General features: G+C 50.3%; 13 protein-coding genes. 11 read left to right on the top strand and 2 right to left on the bottom strand.

Going from position 1 to position 14,374, the window contains the following annotated elements:
* The first annotated feature begins 38 nt into the window (after positions 1-38).
* The 10 genes from AC0THY_RS02680 to AC0THY_RS02635 all read left to right on the top strand — a co-directional run bounded on the left by AC0THY_RS02680 (position 39) and on the right by AC0THY_RS02635 (position 10,754).
* Positions 39-236 carry a hypothetical protein gene (locus AC0THY_RS02680; protein ID WP_489992928.1) on the top strand — a complete coding sequence of 66 codons (198 nt, stop codon included), beginning with the start codon at positions 39-41 and terminating at the stop codon, positions 234-236.
* 157 nt (positions 237-393) lie between these two features.
* On the top strand, positions 394-2,082 hold the full coding sequence (locus AC0THY_RS02675; RefSeq protein ID WP_489992927.1) for a glycosyl hydrolase family 18 protein: 1,689 nt from the start codon (positions 394-396) through the stop codon (positions 2,080-2,082).
* A gap of 174 nt (positions 2,083-2,256) precedes the next feature.
* On the top strand, positions 2,257-2,946 hold the full coding sequence (locus AC0THY_RS02670) for an N-acetylmuramoyl-L-alanine amidase family protein (RefSeq protein ID WP_489992926.1): 690 nt from the start codon (positions 2,257-2,259) through the stop codon (positions 2,944-2,946).
* Between the two features lie 390 nt (positions 2,947-3,336).
* The gene (locus AC0THY_RS02665) at positions 3,337-4,383 is read left to right on the top strand and encodes an L-threonylcarbamoyladenylate synthase (protein ID WP_489992925.1); all 1,047 of its coding nucleotides are present in this window, start codon (positions 3,337-3,339) and stop codon (positions 4,381-4,383) included.
* A gap of 11 nt (positions 4,384-4,394) precedes the next feature.
* Positions 4,395-4,859, top strand: a complete 465-nt coding sequence (locus AC0THY_RS02660) for an arsenate reductase/protein-tyrosine-phosphatase family protein (protein WP_489992924.1) — start codon at positions 4,395-4,397, stop codon at positions 4,857-4,859.
* 112 nt (positions 4,860-4,971) lie between these two features.
* The gene (gene upp / locus AC0THY_RS02655) at positions 4,972-5,601 is read left to right on the top strand and encodes a uracil phosphoribosyltransferase (RefSeq protein ID WP_489992923.1); all 630 of its coding nucleotides are present in this window, start codon (positions 4,972-4,974) and stop codon (positions 5,599-5,601) included.
* A gap of 18 nt (positions 5,602-5,619) precedes the next feature.
* Complete coding sequence (locus AC0THY_RS02650) at positions 5,620-6,105, top strand: deoxycytidylate deaminase (protein ID WP_489992922.1); 486 nt, start codon at positions 5,620-5,622, stop codon at positions 6,103-6,105.
* A gap of 372 nt (positions 6,106-6,477) precedes the next feature.
* Positions 6,478-7,419, top strand: coding sequence for an AAA family ATPase (locus AC0THY_RS02645; RefSeq protein ID WP_489992921.1), 942 nt, complete (start codon positions 6,478-6,480; stop codon positions 7,417-7,419).
* 1 nt (position 7,420) lies between these two features.
* Positions 7,421-8,524: a DUF58 domain-containing protein gene (locus AC0THY_RS02640; RefSeq protein WP_489992920.1), complete on the top strand. Its 1,104-nt coding sequence runs from the start codon at positions 7,421-7,423 to the stop codon at positions 8,522-8,524.
* Positions 8,525-8,540: 16 nt separating this feature from the next.
* A complete protein-coding gene (locus AC0THY_RS02635) occupies positions 8,541-10,754 on the top strand; it encodes a transglutaminase TgpA family protein (RefSeq protein ID WP_489992919.1) in 2,214 nt (737 codons plus the stop codon).
* Here AC0THY_RS02635 and AC0THY_RS02630 read toward each other — a convergent pair.
* Positions 10,739-11,233 carry a ribonuclease FAU-1 family protein gene (locus AC0THY_RS02630; protein ID WP_489992918.1) on the bottom strand — a complete coding sequence of 165 codons (495 nt, stop codon included), beginning with the start codon at positions 11,231-11,233 and terminating at the stop codon, positions 10,739-10,741. The genes AC0THY_RS02635 and AC0THY_RS02630 overlap by 16 nt on opposite strands.
* A gap of 13 nt (positions 11,234-11,246) precedes the next feature.
* Positions 11,247-12,170: a helix-turn-helix transcriptional regulator gene (locus AC0THY_RS02625; protein ID WP_489992917.1), complete on the bottom strand. Its 924-nt coding sequence runs from the start codon at positions 12,168-12,170 to the stop codon at positions 11,247-11,249.
* Positions 12,171-12,372: 202 nt separating this feature from the next.
* On the opposite strand from AC0THY_RS02625, the gene AC0THY_RS02620 reads away from it, so the two are divergent.
* Positions 12,373-14,166 (top strand): L-fucose isomerase, encoded by a 1,794-nt coding sequence (locus AC0THY_RS02620; RefSeq protein WP_489992916.1) that lies wholly within the window; start codon positions 12,373-12,375, stop codon positions 14,164-14,166.
* Positions 14,167-14,374: the final 208 nt, after the last annotated feature.

The following is a 14,374-nucleotide window of genomic DNA, read 5'->3' as shown; positions in this document are numbered from 1 at the left end:
ATAACCAAAGATTAAATCAGCAGAAGCTGTGTGAGGAATTGCAGCAGTACCGAAAGGCCGGCATCCGTCTTCTTCTGAATGGAAAACCCAGCAGTCCCGAGGAGATAGCTAAAGCCTGCACAGTGGGCGAAAGAAAGGCTTATATGCGGGATTACATTCAGGATGACTCAGATGAACTCTGGGGCATTGGGTTTGACCTGGTTAAGGATCTCGACAATCAAAAGAAAAAAGGATGAAAGGTCCCCTCACAGTCATCCAAAAAATAGAAGCACAGGAAATAAAAAAATGTCGAATTTAGTCATCAGGAACCGGGAAAGTATGATATAATGTTCGCAGAGCGTCAGTCTTCTTTCTGCTGCAGTATAAATATTTAAAGGGTTGGAGGTACAATGAATGAAGAAAAAAGTCGTACCGGTTCTGGCGGCTGTGGTCCTGATCGTGATTGTAGTGGCAATCGGTATCATTAGCAAGATTGTAGAAAAGTATACACCCAGCGATGAGGTGATGAATTCCTCCGAGTATTTTGGAGTTTCCGGTGAGAATGAGCTGGCCTTGATCCTTCAGGATCAGCTGGTTGAGTATAAAGGATTTCTGGACAATGGAAATCCCTACCTGGACTACCAGGTGGTAAAGGAGTACCTTAATGACCGCTTCTATTGGGACGCGGACGCGAACCTGATGGTCTACACCACCCCAACGGATATTATCAATATTCCCGCAGGCGGAAAGGCTTATACGGTTTCCGGAAACAATCAGAGCGCGGAGTATGATATTGTAAAGGTGGATGGAAACGAGGCGTATATCGCCGCTGCCTTTGTGCAACAGTACACCAACATGGAGTACCAGGCGTACAGCAATCCGGGTCATCTTCTGATCACTTACAAATGGGGAGAACAAACCTACGCTAATGTGAAAAAAGCGGACAGCGTCCGGTATCAGGGCGGGATCAAAAGTCCCATACTGACGGAGGCTGCGAAGGGCGATAAAGTCACTGTGCTGGAACAGATGGAGGATTGGTCAAAGGTTCTCACCAAGGATGGATACATAGGCTATCTCCCGAACAAAAAGCTGGATGAAACATACAAAGAGAACATCAGCCGGGAGTTTGAAGAGCCAGTGTATACCAGCATGAAGAAAGATTACAAGATCAATATGGTATGGCACCAGACCACCAGCGAAGAGTCCAACTACAATCTGTTGTATGATATTGCAAACATGAAGGGAGTCAACACCATCTCCCCCACCTGGTTCTCTATTTCCAGCAACGACGGAGATATCACGTCCCTGGCCAGCGAGGAATATGTCACAAACGCCCACGCTCAGGGGCTGGAGGTCTGGGCATTGGTGGACAATTTCAGCGAAGAGATTGACACCACAAAGGTGCTCTCATCCACAGCTTCCAGGGAAAAGCTCTCCAATCAGCTGATTGCAGCAGCAGTGCAGTACAGCTTGGACGGCATAAATGTGGACTTTGAGGCCATTCCTGAGGACGCCGGGGACGGATACATCCAGTTCATCCGTGAACTGTCTGTTAAGTGCAGAAAGAACGGAATCGTGCTCTCTGTGGATGATCCTGTACCTATGCCCTTCACTGCCCACTATGACAGGGCCGAGCAGGGTGTTGTGGCAGATTATGTAATTGTCATGGGATATGACGAGCATTATGTGGGCTCTGAGGAGGCGGGATCTGTGGCGTCCCTTCCCTTTGTAAGACAGGGAATCGAGGATACGATCGCAGAGGTACCGGCTGAGAAGGTCATCAATGGAGTTCCCTTCTATACCAGGCTTTGGCTTACGGACAGCAAGGGGGAAATCACCAGCGAGGCGATCGGCATGGACACGGCTGATCAGTGGCTTACAGACAATGGAGTGACTGCCAACTGGAGTGAGGAAACCTCTCAGGACTATGCAGAGCTGGAAACCTCAGATGGAGGAAAGTACCAGATCTGGCTGGAGAATGAAAAATCTCTGGAGGAAAAGGCAAAGCTGGTAAAAGAGTACAATCTTGGCGGGATCGCAGCGTGGAAGCTGGGATTCGAACGGTCGAGTATATGGGATGTCCTGTATAAATATGTAAGCTAATGTGTTTTCACGATCACTAAAACTTTCAGGGGGAGCTGCCGTTTTTGGCGGCTCCCCTTTAGTTAGGGCAAAGCTTTGGTGAGGAAGGGAAGAAAACGAAAAAAGTACAAGAAAAAGGCCTGAATGAGCTCTATCCATCATATACTTCAACAACAGGGATTTTGGAGTGGATGTATGTTCCGGAAAATAAAGATAGAAACAGTTCTGGGAGTGCTGATGATCGCAGCCATGCTCCTTCTGGCTGCAAAGGGATGGAAACAGGCAGTGCCCACAGAGGCGGGGGCAGAAAAGCTCACCGTGGCTGTGGATGCTGGACACGGGGGAGATGATCCCGGAAAGATAGGGATAAATGGAGCTCTGGAAAAAGATATCAACCTTTCCATTGCCAAAAAGCTGCAGAAATGTCTGGAGAAGTCAGGCATAAGAGCTGTGATGATCCGAGAGGACGAAAAGGGCCTGTACGACAGTAGTGCTCCCAACAAAAAGCAGGATGATATGCGTAAGCGCTGTGAAAAAATCGATTCGTCAAACCCCGTATTCACAGTGAGTGTACATCAGAACAGCTATACCTCAGAATCTGTCCACGGCCCCCAGGTGTTTTACTACACCCATTCCGCGGAAGGGCAGGAGGCAGCTAAGGCCATTCAGGATGCCATGAATGAAATGCTGCAGGTGGACCGGCCGCGGGAGATTAAGGGGAATGAGACGTATTATCTACTGAAAAAGACCAAGAGTCCTACTATTATTGTGGAGTGTGGGTTTTTGTCTAATAATGCGGAAGCGGCGAAACTGGTGACGGAGGAGTATCAGGAACAGGTGGCGGAGGCGATCTGTGCTGGGGTTTTGAAGTGTCTGGAGAAATAGATGTAGAATAGGCCTTTCTTTTTGGAAATATTGGCTGGCGGTTACGAAAAGAAGTAATTGGCAAGAAGCAAGGAAAACGATATAATAAAAATAATAAAGAGGCAAAGGAGTATTTAACAAGAATAAGTGAGGACCTCTATAGGTGGTGAGAGGAATAACCTAAAACAAGATTAACGGCAGTGGCGAGCGGAGAGAAGACAGTATCCCACACTGACATGAAGGCAATCAACGCATCGAAAGATGTGGTCGTACTCTGTTAAATTACCGAACGTGGATTGAAACAACGAATATATGATAGAATTTTTACAAACCTGTTAAAGAAAGGCGGATTTGTTGCTCTTTTAGGGGCATGGTGGTATAATCAGAGAAAAAGTACGATGAGGCGCATATATGAAGACAATCAAGGCAGATATGACAACACGCGTTGAGCAGGAGGAGCTGCAAAGAGCTGGAGAAATCCTGAGAGCTGGAGGCCTGGTGGCATTTCCTACAGAGACGGTATATGGTCTTGGCGCGAATGCGCTGGATGAGAAGGCAGCCGCCAGGATCTATGCAGCCAAGGGCAGACCCTCAGACAATCCTCTGATTGTACATATCGCAGAGACAGAAGCACTTGAAGAGATTGCGGCGGAGATTCCCGAAAAAGCCAGGATGCTGGCCCGGGAGTTTTGGCCTGGTCCGTTGACAATGATTTTTAAGAAAAGCAAGAAGGTCCCCTATGGCACCACAGGGGGCCTTGAAACTGTGGCGGTGAGGATGCCCAGCCACCCTATAGCCCTGGCGATGATCAGGAGCGGGGGCGGCTATATCGCGGCGCCCAGCGCCAATACCTCCGGAAGGCCCAGCCCCACAGAGGCAGCTCATGTGGCCCAGGATCTGGACGGAAAAATAGATATGATTATTGACGGAGGAAAGGTAGGAATTGGATTGGAGTCCACCATTGTGGATATGAGCGGGGACATACCCGTGATTCTGCGTCCGGGCTACATTAACCAGGAGATGCTTGAGCAGGTGATCGGTCCTGTGATGATGGATGCAGGACTGATCCGGGAGGACAGCAGCATCAGGCCCAAAGCGCCTGGAATGAAGTACAAGCACTATGCACCCAAAGCGGATCTGTTGATCATACAGGGAAACCCGGAGGCTGTGGCGGAAAAGATTAATGAGCTGACTGCACGGGACGAGGCAATGGGACAGCGGGTAGGAATTATCGCATCTGAGGAAACTATGGGCCGTTACTGCGGTGGAACGGTAAAGTCCATTGGAAGTATTCAGGAGGAGATTACCATAGCACAGCATCTGTATGGAATCCTCAGGGAGTTTGATGAGTTAAAGGTTACAAAGATTTATTCGGAAGCATTTGACACACCCCAAATGGGACAGGCGATCATGAACCGCCTGGTCAAAGCAGCAGGCCATCAAATACTGAGGGTATAAGGAGATAGCGTATGAAACGGTATGATAAACTGATCTTTGCCAGTAACAGTGATACCTGCCGTGGGCCAATGGCAGAGGCAATCATGAAAAGCAAATTTCTTTTGGAGGATCTGGAGATTGAGTCCAAGGGCAGAATCGTGCTTTTCCCGGAACCGGTAAACCAAAAGGCCGAGGCCGTACTGGTAAGCCATGGGCTTTCTATGAAGGAGCATACCTCCAGGCAGCTGTCGGAGGAGGACTTTGGAGAGCGGACTCTGATTCTGGTGATGGAGAATTCGTTGAAAAAGAAGATATATGAGGACTTTGACCATATAGAGAACGTGTATCTGCTGACAGAGTACATCAGCTACCCGGGAGAAATCGCAAATCCACTGGGAGGTACCCTTGCGGACTATGGGGAGTGCTTTGAGCACCTGGAAGAACTGATCACCCGGCTGGTGGTTATTCTGAATGAACAGGAGCTGTTGGATGTGTGAATTCCTTGCATAAAACAGGGAAAAGTATTATTATAAATGCAGAACAGGGCAAAATTTGAGAAAATGGGGGCGGAACTGCTTCTGATAAAAATACAAACAGGAGGTCATAGAAATGGCAAAAATTACAGTAATGGATCACCCGCTGATACAGCACAAGATCGGCATCATCCGGAGAAAGGAAGTGGGCTCCAAGGACTTTCGGGAGATGATTGGCGAGATTGCCATGCTGATGTGCTACGAGGCAACCAGGGACCTGAAGCTTCAGGACGTAGAGATTGAAACACCGATCTGTCCCATGACGGCGAAAGAGCTTCAGGGGAAGAAACTGGCCGTGGTCCCCATTCTGCGCGCGGGACTGGGAATGGTGGAAGGAATGCTGGCCATGATACCGGCAGCCAAGGTGGGGCATATCGGCCTTTACCGCGATCCGGAAACCCTTCTGCCCGTGGAGTATTACTGTAAGCTTCCCGCTGACTCCTCTGAGAGGGAGGTCTTTGTGGTGGACCCCATGCTGGCCACTGGAGGTTCCTCCACAGCTGCCATCCGCATGCTCAAGAAAAAAGGGGTGAAGAGCATCCGGTTTATGTGCATTATTGCGGCCCCGGAGGGGGTTAAGAAGATGCAGGAGGAGCATCCGGATGTGGACATCTATATTGGCGCTCTGGATGAGAGGCTCAATGACCACGGCTATATTGTTCCCGGATTGGGAGATGCCGGGGACCGTATTTTCGGCACCAAATAGGACCGGAGGGCGGAAAGAATGAGTGACAAAAGGCAAGACTATATTTCCTGGGATGAGTATTTTATGGGAGTGGCTTTCCTGGCAGGCATGCGCTCTAAGGACCCCAGCACTCAGGTGGGGGCATGCATTGTGAGCGCGGACAACAAAATTCTCTCCATCGGCTACAATGGATTTCCTATCGGATGTTCAGATGATGAATTTCCCTGGGCCAGGGAGGGGAGTGAGATTGACAATAAATATCTCTACACCACCCACAGCGAGCTCAATGCGATCTTAAATTACCGGGGAGGAAGTCTGGAGGGAGCGAAGCTCTACGTTTCTCTGTTTCCCTGCAACGAGTGCGCCAAGGCCATTATTCAGGCGGGGATCAAGACAGTGGTGTACGACTGTGACAAATACTGCGGTACGCCCTCTGTAGTGGCATCCAAGCGGATGATGGACGCGGCAGGGGTGAGGTATTACCAGTATCAGCGCACGGGACGGAAGATAGAGTTTGAAGTATAGTAACAGGGCAGCTTAGCTGAACTGTTACGAAGTATAAGGAAAATTTAAGTGGATCATGTAAAACTCCTATGCTAAAATGGAAAGCATAGGAGTTTTTTGTCACGATTCACTCAGGTCTGAGCATTTACTGCTCAGACCGTGAGAAAATGATTCAGGGGTGCATAAATCCCATGGCTAAAGGCGATTATGCATGGATTTATGCATGTTACTGTGAACGCATGAACAGTAACTGTTTTTTGTATCATAGGAAAGTCCTTCGGAATTCCCTATGATATAAAAAGCCCTCCGGGCGGGATTCTTTTTTAGATGTTTGGCAGGTACACGTGGTTGTACAAAGCAGCTGCGAAATGAGAATAAAAGGAGGCAACATTCATGTATATGCAGAAAGCGGGGAAGATCATTGCGGAGGTGGAAAAAGCAGTGATCGGAAAGAGCGAATGCATTCGCAAGGTTATGATGGCTATGCTGGCAGGCGGCCATATTCTGATTGAAGATATTCCCGGTGTGGGAAAAACGACTCTGGCGCTGGCATTTTCCAGGGCATGTGACTTGAAGCAGAACAGGGTCCAGTTCACACCCGATGTGCTTCCGTCGGATATAACTGGTTTTTCCATTTACCACAAGGAGACAGGCGCCTTTACCTATCAGCCGGGGGCGGCCATGTGCAATCTCTTTTTGGCGGATGAGATTAACCGCACCTCCCCCAAGACACAGTCCGCATTGCTGGAGGTGATGGAGGAGGGAAATGTGACCGTGGACGGTGTGACCAGGGAGGTGCCCAGGCCCTTTTTGGTGATGGCCACCCAGAACCCCATAGGGTCCGCCGGAACCCAGATGCTGCCGGAGTCCCAACTGGACCGTTTTATGATCTGTATGTCCATGGGGTATCCGGATATTGAAAATGAGATTGCCATTATCAAGGGAAGGGATACCGGTAATCCCATTGACGAGATACAGCCTGTGATAGAGGCAGACGAGCTTCTGGCTATGCAGCAGGAGGTGGAGCAGGTGTTTATTCACGATGCCATCTACAGCTACATTGCAAAATTGGTGGCAGGCACCAGGGAGCACCCCATGCTGGAACTGGGCGTGAGCCCCAGGGGCACTCTGGCGTTGACCAGGATCGCGAAGGCGGCCGCCTACTTAGACGGGCGCGGCTATGTGACACCCTACGATGTGGCGGGCGTTATGAAGGATGTAGCTCTGCACAGAATAAAGCTGAATTCCAAGGCAAGAGTGAACCAGGTGACTGGGGACGCTGTGCTGGATATTATATTGGAGAAGATTCCCAAGCCCACGCCAAAGAGGAGATAGTATGAAAACCTTTCTGTTTTATCTTTTTGTGGTGGCAATCACAGTTTACGTTGAGATTATGTACGATAATTCCATGGCAGTTACTTTCTTGGCCTTTGAGCTGTTGATTGGGGTTGTCATGCTGTTGTATTCCTGGTATATGAAATTTCAGCTGGATGCCAGCCTGGAGGTAAGAGTTCCGGTTGCGCAGAAAGAGGAAGATATAGAGCTGGAAATCCACATACGGAACAGAGGATTTCTGCCGGCAACGAGGGTGCTGCTCTGGATTGCCTATGAAAATGAGTTCGCAAGAAAAGCAGGCAGAGAACCCGTTGCCTGTTCGGCGTCCGCCAGGAGTGACACCAAGCTGCCATACCACGCATTTGCCCAATATTGCGGAAGAGTCCATTTTTCGGTGAAAAAGGGGAGGATATGGGATTACCTGGGGATCTTCTCATGCAGGATTAAGTGTTTAGGGGAAACGGTAGTGAATGTTCTGCCTGCTATACACCAGATGCAGGTCGAAATCAGTGAGAGAACCCGGAATTTTCCTGTGGATGGGGATGAGTATGACAAGTTGAGAAGCGGCGATGACCCCTCTGAGATATTTCAGGTGCGGGAGTTCCGCAGCGGAGACACCCTTCAGCGCGTACACTGGAAGCTGAGCGCCAAGGCGGATGAGCTGATGACAAAGGAGTTCAGCAGACCCTTGGGATACAGTGTACTGTTTTTGGCAGATCTGCACTGCGGCCGGTCAGGAGGTCCTGACATACAGCAGATGGACGCTTTTATGGAGACGGTGGCTTCGATAGCCTGGAGTATGTGTCAGGAAAATGTGCTGTTTTATATTTCCTGGTATGATGAGAGTCAGGGAAGCCTTGTCCGGTGCCCTATGGGCCAGGAGCAGCAGGTGTATGAAGTGATTGGCCAGCTTCTGAGGGCATCCTGCTACCGACAGATCTATGATCTGGAGGAGGGATACAAGGCCGAGTTTCCGGAAGGGGGTTACAGCACAGTTCTGCGTCTGGACACGGACCTGTGCCTGTGGGTCAATGGAAAACAGGAGGCAGTATTCTCGGTCCAGGAACTCAAGCATCAGGTGGAAAGTCTGATTCTTGAGGTGTAAGGCAGGAGGTGGAAGGTTGAAGAAACTTTGGAGAAGAAGAGAGACAGGGGTTATTGTCTACTCGGGAACAGGGGAAGAGGAGCGCAGGTGGAATAAGAGAGGGCTGGGGCTTTTGGTACTGGTCCTTTATTTCTATGCGGGTATTTTTGGGAGTGTGTTCGGCTTTCTGAGCATTTTTCCGGTAGACCTAAACAGGTCCATTATTGTTGCGGGAATCCTGCTGATCGGTTTGTTTTACCTTTTGATGTACTTTTCAGGGAGCCGGTTTCGGATTATGCTGGCCCTGACCGGAGCCACCTACCTTTTTCTGGTGCACAATGAAGCAAAATTGCTCAGAGACGGGGCAAGCGCTGTGGCCGGACAGATTGCGGAGGTGGTAAACTCCTACGGCAGAGCCGGTCAGGAGGTACTCTCCACAGTGGGAGTGAACAGGGCAAATACCACCCAGTTTTTCATCATGGTGATCTTTGTCTGGGCAGGGATCGTGTTTTTTAGCATAATGGGAAAGGGAGGGAAACTGCTCTCTTTGCTGAACATGGAGATCATCGTGGCTGCGGGGCTGGCCCTGGGCATTGTCCCGGGGTTTGTGCCCGTATGTTTGATGGGACTTTGCGTGCTGGGAACTTTTTCTACCTGTGGTATCGGAGATGTGAGGGGGCAGAGGGACGGCGGACTTGCCGTTGGCCTGTTGAGTCTGATCCTCCTGGCAGCCGGACATTTTCTGATAGCTCCTGCCATTACACCCTGGTTTGCCGGGGCGGAACAGACCAGGGAGCGTATACAGAGTACCTCCCTGGTTCAGGAGCTCATAAGCCAGCTTCCCAATTGGAGGGGAGGGTGGGCAACCGCGGGGGTGGGTACCGGAGAGCTGGACAATGCGGACACCTTTTCCGGTACCGAGCGGGAAGTCCTCCGTGTTACCACAGACAAGAAGCCTGAGGAGACGGTGTACCTGCGCTGCTATGTGGGGGAAGAGTACACGGGCCGGGAGTGGATGCACACTGGCGGTGAGTGGGATCAGGAATCAGAGGTGATCTACTACGATTTGCTGAACAGCATGGCGCTGGCGTACGAGGTACCCGGACGGGCTATGGATATCCTACTGTTGGATTCCGATGATTCTTTTGACTACCGCCCTTATTTTTCCGAACTGCAGTCCAAGGAGGGGGGACGGTTATCCTATGAATACTATCCCCGTGGACTGGCGGAGACCTTTGCCCGGGATGGCCTTCTCTGGGAGATGGATGCTAATTACACACAGTATGTTTATGACAATTACCGGTCTTATCCCGCGGAACAGCTCTCAAGGCTGGAGCAATTGTGCAGGGAAAATCCTCAGGAAAACCTTTTACAGATCCGCGACTACATTGTGGAAACCCTGGGAACTACCTGCAGCTACAACCTGCAGGTGGGGAGGTCCCCGGTGAATTCCGAGTTTACGGAGTATTTCGTGTTTGAGAGAAAAGAGGGATACTGTGTGCACTTTGCTACAGCAGCGGCCCTCATGTTCCGCATGTACGGGGTTCCCTCCCGCTACGCAACGGGATATATCGCACCCGCAGCCGATTTTGTGCCATCAGAGGATGGCTACACAGCCTCTGTAAAAAATCTGCGCGCACATGCCTGGGCTGAGATCTATATGGAGGGGCGGGGATGGATTCCGGTGGAAGCCACACCCGGGTACTCCAGCGGGGAGGGCTGGCAGGAGGACGTCCCGGAGAAGGACACAGAGCAGGAACAGCCGGATACACAGACGGAGGCTCCACAGAAGTCCGCTGCCGGAAAGAAAGAGATTCAAAAGGAGCCAGTGTCCGCAGCAGTGCTGGCATGGATAACCAGAATACTGGCGGTCTGTGCGGCAGCAGCTCTTGTGGTACTGATTGTGCTGGGGCGGCGCAGGTGGATTCTAAAGAGGCGCACTGCAAAGGGAGCCAGGGAGGTGTTTTGGGATATCATTGCTGTGCTTGAGTTTGCCGGGCTCCCCAAGAATACGGAGCTGGAGCAGGAGGTGTTTGAGGCAGCGGTGAGGGAGAGGTTTCCATGGATTGAGATAGAAAGCGTTGGCCGGATGCTGGATGTGGCCATGAGGGCCAATTACGCAAGAGAACCAGTCTCAAAGGAAGAGACCCTGTATCTGAAGGAGATGTATGACTTTATCTGCCTTGAGGTATACAGGGATCTGTCCTTTGTGAAGCGCCAACTGTTTCGGTTTATCTATGTATTTGCGTAGAGCGATTCCTGCTCCTCCAAAAGTCTGCCCAGGGAAAAGAAGTTACCCTGGTAGATCTGGGTGAGCAGCCAGTTGAGCTGGCGCAGCGTGTCAGAAAGAAGTGAGGGGGAGAGAAGCCCCTGATCGCAGGCATCGGCCAGCTCATCTAAGTCCACTACCTTAAAGGTGCCGTTGGGATACACCAGTACATCGGCCAGCAGGTCAGTGAACACATAGGTATCTGTGGCTTTCTCATAGGTATGGGATACAATGTCGCAGTACCAGCAGACCAGATGGTTCTCCCTGTCATAAAATTTGCTCACCTTGACACCGCGGTCAAGGAGATAGCAGGAGTAACCGTGATCCAGAGATTTCTTCGGTCGGATGGTGTTCCATTTGGTGACGATGGTTTTTTCATCCCGGTGGAGGACGATGTCATCCTTTAAAAGGAGGCATTCCGCGGGAATCAGACGTTTCCGGTATAAGACTGGGATTTTCATAAGCGCGCCTTTCTTAGGGAATATTTTTGACTAGAGTGAGGGAGTCATTTTTGACAAACTCCTGATCTGAGGATTTCCGCTTATAATAGGTAAGATTATAGGAGTCTGGGTCCTGCAGATCGATAAACTGGCTGGGGGTGTAGCCTGTGATCTCTTTAAAGGTACGGTTAAAGGAGCGGACATTGTTGAAGCCGCAGGTCAGGGCGATATCCGTGATCTTCCTGGAGGTGTTTTTCAGGTCAGCGGCCGCCTGCTCCACCCGCACCATATTCAGGTAAGTGATAAAGTTTATGCCAATGAGCTTTTTAAATACCTTGGAGAAATGACTGTCGCTGAATCCCATCTTTTCAGCGGCAAAGGCCAGAGTAATATTTTCCGCATAGTGGTCATCAATGTATGAGAGGAGCTGCTGGAGGTCATAGAGCATGGTTTCCCGCCGGCTCTGGCTCTGCATCTCGCCGCTGCTTCTGGGGTGCATACGCTTTAGCCGGTACCAAAACTGCCGGAGGGAGGCCTTGACGATGTCCTGATAGTAGGGCTGTTTTTGGTCCAGCTCCTTGGAAACCGTCTCGTAAAGCGCGGCCAGCTCCTCATCCAGGCCATAAGTCTTCAGCATCCCGGCAGTGACCAGGGGATGTTCAAAGTGGGTATGGTGGTAGATGGAGCTGATGATACTGGGGTCAAAGATAATAAAGTCCAGAGTATTTTTCATCTGAGAGGAGTCACTATAGTGAAAGTCTCCGGTGTCGATCACCACCAGATCACCCTGATGTGCGGTAAACGTGTGGTCATTGATGCTCAGGTGAGCGGAACCGGAACGCAGATAGATGAGTTCAATCTCCTGGTGCCAGTGAGCCAGAAAACTGATGTCTTCGTAGGAAGAGTGCCATACCATAAAATCAGAGTCATAGGTTCGTACCTCGTGAAATGCTTTCATGAATATCCTCCTTTCATGCCGCGTTGCCGATTGTCTTGTAGGTATTTTACTCTAAATGACAAAAAATGTCCATATTATAATAGAAATTTGCGTGCAAACCAAAAAAAAGTATTGTATAATTGGTACATAAAGTGCAGGGGACTTAGAACTGCATTGTCGAAAATGTCTAACGATTTTTTTAGAAAGTGGAGGGATTTTAAAAATGGCAGAGAACAGATTGATCGGTGATTATCCAGTAATCGGTATCAGACCAACCATTGACGGACGCAGAGGCGCTCTGGATGTGAGAGGGTCACTGGAAGAGCAGACCATGAATATGGCGAAATCCGCTGCAAAATTGTTTGAGGAAAACTTAAGATATTCCAACGGCGAGCCGGTAAAGGTAGTAATTGCGGATACCACCATTGGACGCGTAGGAGAGTCTGCAGCATGTGCTGATAAATTTAAAAAAGCAGGCGTTGACATCACTCTGACTGTGACACCTTGCTGGTGCTACGGAGCAGAGACAATGGACATGGACCCCCAGACCATCAAGGGCGTATGGGGCTTCAACGGAACGGAGAGACCGGGGGCTGTATACCTGGCAAGCGTTCTGGCTACACATGCACAGAAGGGACTTCCTGCATTTGGTATTTACGGACATGATGTGTGTGATGCAGATGACACATCCATTCCTGAGGATGTTAAAGAGAAACTGCTCAGATTCGGACGTGCCGCTGTGGCAGCCGCTTCCATGAGAGGAAAATCCTACCTGCAGATCGGATCCATTTGCATGGGTATCGGCGGATCAATCATTGATTCCGACTTTATTGAGTCCTACTTGGGTATGAGAGTGGAGTCTGTTGATGAGGTGGAAATCATCCGCCGCATGACAGAGGGTATCTACGATGAGGCTGAGTTCCAGAAAGCCCTTGCCTGGGCCAAGGAGAAATGCGTAATCGGCTTTGACAAGAACCCGGAAGAGCTTCAGAAGACAGACAAGGAAAAAGAAGAGCAGTTTGAATTTGTTGTAAAAATGGCTGTTATCATCAAGGATCTGATGTGTGGAAACAAGAATTTGGATGCGCAATTCTCTGAGGAGGGAATCGGACATAATGCTCTGGCAGCGGGCTTCCAGGGACAGAGACAGTGGACAGATTTCTATCCCAACGGTGACTTTGCGGAGGCAATCTTAAACACCTCCTTTGACTGGAACGGAGCCAGAGAGCCGTATGTTTTGGCAACAGAAAATGACGTGTTAAATGGTCTTGGTATGATGTTCATGAAGCTTCTCACCAACAGAGCACAGATCTTTGCGGATGTCCGTACATACTGGAGCGGAGAAGCGGTAAAGAAAGCTACCGGATATGAGATTGAGGGCGTTGCAAAAGAAGCGGACGGATTCATCCATCTGATTAACTCCGGCGCTGCCTGCCTGGATGCAAACGGGGCGGCAAAGGACGAAAACGGCAACGCTGTTATGAAAGAGTGGTACAATGTAACCCAGGAAGACCAGGATGCCATCATGGCAGCTACCACCTGGAATATGGCTGATGTGGGATACTTTAGAGGCGGCGGATACTCCTCACGTTTTGAGACAAAGGTTGAGATGCCGGCTACCATGATCCGTCTGAACCTGGTGAAGGGCCTTGGACCTGTACTTCAGATTGCTGAGGGATGGACCGTTGCTCTGCCGGAAGAGGTTTCCGACAAGCTGTGGAAGAGAACAGACTACACATGGCCCTGCACATGGTTTGCACCGAGATGTACCGGAGAGGGCGCATTCAAGACTGCTTACGACGTGATGAACAACTGGGGCGCAAACCACGGCGCAATCAGCTACGGACATGTTGGAGCTGACCTGATTACCATGTGCTCCATGCTCCGCATCCCGGTTTGCATGCACAATGTTCCGGAGGAGAAGATCTTCAGACCGGCTGCCTGGAATGCTTTCGGTATGGATAAGGAAGGCCAGGATTATAGAGCCTGCAAGGCTTATGGTCCGCTTTATAAATAGGATAGTTGGGAAACGCTCTGAGGGCTTTGGCCTTTGGGGCGTTTTTTGTTGGAGGCCTGAGGGAGGGGAGTGGGTCCTACGGCTGCTTTACCGTGTCGCTGGGGCTTTCTAAAGGGCTGGGGACTGCTTGGGGCGTAAAAAGCGTTCGGCAACTCGGTGCGTTTGCTTGATGCAAACGCGCCTCAGACAATGCCTCTCTCGGGTCCGG

The organism is Ruminococcus sp. 8Y-12, assembly GCF_058119865.1.
The sequence above is the reverse complement of the archived record's forward strand: the minus strand, read 5'-3'. Positions and strand labels throughout refer to the sequence as shown.

What these genes read in the sequence shown, in the direction of transcription:
- AC0THY_RS02670 (WP_489992926.1), top strand. Translation starts at nt 2,257, where the DNA reads ATGTTCCGGAAAATAAAGATAGAAACAGTTCTGGGAGTGCTGATGATC.
- AC0THY_RS02625 (WP_489992917.1), bottom strand. Translation starts at nt 12,170, where the DNA reads ATGAAAGCATTTCACGAGGTACGAACCTATGACTCTGATTTTATGGTA.
- AC0THY_RS02630 (WP_489992918.1), bottom strand. Translation starts at nt 11,233, where the DNA reads ATGAAAATCCCAGTCTTATACCGGAAACGTCTGATTCCCGCGGAATGC.
- AC0THY_RS02675 (WP_489992927.1), top strand. Translation starts at nt 394, where the DNA reads ATGAAGAAAAAAGTCGTACCGGTTCTGGCGGCTGTGGTCCTGATCGTG.
- upp (WP_489992923.1), top strand. Translation starts at nt 4,972, where the DNA reads ATGGCAAAAATTACAGTAATGGATCACCCGCTGATACAGCACAAGATC.
- AC0THY_RS02620 (WP_489992916.1), top strand. Translation starts at nt 12,373, where the DNA reads ATGGCAGAGAACAGATTGATCGGTGATTATCCAGTAATCGGTATCAGA.
- AC0THY_RS02650 (WP_489992922.1), top strand. Translation starts at nt 5,620, where the DNA reads ATGAGTGACAAAAGGCAAGACTATATTTCCTGGGATGAGTATTTTATG.
- AC0THY_RS02665 (WP_489992925.1), top strand. Translation starts at nt 3,337, where the DNA reads ATGAAGACAATCAAGGCAGATATGACAACACGCGTTGAGCAGGAGGAG.
- AC0THY_RS02660 (WP_489992924.1), top strand. Translation starts at nt 4,395, where the DNA reads ATGAAACGGTATGATAAACTGATCTTTGCCAGTAACAGTGATACCTGC.
- AC0THY_RS02640 (WP_489992920.1), top strand. Translation starts at nt 7,421, where the DNA reads ATGAAAACCTTTCTGTTTTATCTTTTTGTGGTGGCAATCACAGTTTAC.
- AC0THY_RS02645 (WP_489992921.1), top strand. Translation starts at nt 6,478, where the DNA reads ATGTATATGCAGAAAGCGGGGAAGATCATTGCGGAGGTGGAAAAAGCA.